The sequence below is a fragment of the Candidatus Obscuribacterales bacterium genome, from assembly GCA_036703605.1.
Lineage (GTDB): Bacteria > Cyanobacteriota > Cyanobacteriia > RECH01 > RECH01 > RECH01.
This window is the reverse complement of record DATNRH010001224.1, coordinates 1-1,659: the sequence shown is the minus strand read 5'-3', so window position 1 is coordinate 1,659 and position 1,659 is coordinate 1. Positions and strand designations below refer to the sequence as shown.

Below are 1,659 nucleotides of genomic sequence, written 5' to 3'. Positions count from 1 at the left end.
CCGGAGGGATTTTGGCAGCTGCCGGGCCGGTAGCAAAAGGCGTCATTCATTGGGCCTTGACCATTGGAGAATCCCCCCCACATGCAAAGGCGATCCTGATAAGGGAAGGCAGAAGCCCGCATCAACCCGGGTTCTAGGTGTTCAGAGGTCATTAATACCGTTGGTTCGGCCGTTGTTCTGGCAGAAGAGTCCACAGAGGGGGTGGTCGTAGGCAAAGGTACTGGTCCCCTGAAGTGCTGGATTCCATGCCAGGACGTCCGTACGTAGGAAGACATTGGACGTGCGGCCACCGTAGGCAAACATTTTTCCGCCAATTGCCGCAACCTGAAGTTAGTTCAAGCCTTGCCATGTGGTCGAAGCGAGTGTGGTCCCAGCGGTTGCCGTTTGCATCCTCCCTCACTTGTGTGAGGTTGGTCCAGGTTGAGCCAGTGAAACTCCAGATCTCCATGAAATAGGTGTCACTGCTGCCGCTGCTGAAAGTTCCACCATAGAAGTACGTCGCTAGCTTTAGAAGTTTTCGCCTACTCGATCCAATTGTGACACAACGGTGTCCAGCCCTAGCACTGGGGCCCCCGCCAACAGTGCTCCAGCTATTCCCAGCGATGTTGTAAATCTGTGTGCCTCCAGAAAACGAGTCATCGCCTGTTTGGCCGCCATGGCATATCATCGAACCTCCTAGGAGGCAGCAGGCATGATTAGCCCGGCCATCGCCTGAGGACGTACGTTGATTCCACACACCGCTGACCATGCTGAGGGATTAGATATTGGAGTACTTGTAGACCCACACTTCGTCATAGTAGACAAGAGTGCCGTCACTCTCGGATGAACCGGTGCCTCCATAAATAATCATGTTGTTGCCATCAGCAACGGCAGTGTGAAGTGATCGGGCAGGAATCGGGCGCTTCGCCCATTGGTCATTGCTGGCACTAAAGATGAACACGTCCCTGCTTGTCACATGAAGTCTTACTTGACGTATGTAGAACCGCGACGACCTCCAAAGATGTAAAGGTTGTCTCCAAACTGAGCAGCGACGGCTCCGTTCTTGGCGGAAACTTGATCTGCGGGAGTAATCAACGAAGTAGCGCCCGTGGCTAGCAATCAGAGTGAATGAGCTTACCGATCGTCGTTTTCTCAATCGAATCAAGCTCGTTATTTGTTTCAATTCCCCAAAAGTGATAGACATGGCTCGAGGTGCAAAGAGCAAGACCTTTGGCGCGGTTTACAGTTGACCCGGTTCTCACTGCGAGATGAGGATAGAAGGCGATACCGACTTGAGTCCACATGTAGCTTGTGGGGCTGATCGAGTACATGTCGTTTCGAACGGTTCCACCAGTCTGCGTGTCAGCCATGGAGGGATTACAGAGGAGCCTTGACGAGAGACGCCACCGACAACATAAAACGCGCCGTCCGGGGCTTCGCAGATAGCCATTTCGGCGCGGCCCGTCGGTTGACCAAGGTTGGCCGAGGTAAACCAACTGCCTTGTTCAAAGTAATAGAGATCGTTGTAGTCCAGAGAGCCATCCCAGCCACCGTAGACCCAAACGCGACTGCCGCCGGTTGGGTACATAAGAGCGCCGCTTTTCGTCAGGAAGAGAGGACTTACGACCGGGCAGAGGGACCGCCTTGTGCATCAACCAGCGTCCATTGCCAGACGCCGTT

The 1,659-nt window shown here is 53.9% G+C and carries 1 protein-coding gene; it reads right to left on the bottom strand.

The window, feature by feature from the left end; all coding sequences use genetic code 11:
- Positions 1–757: 757 nt before the first annotated feature.
- Positions 758–940 (bottom strand): kelch repeat-containing protein, encoded by a 183-nt coding sequence (locus V6D20_25270; protein HEY9819093.1) that lies wholly within the window; start codon positions 938–940, stop codon positions 758–760.
- Positions 941–1,659 lie beyond the last annotated feature (719 nt).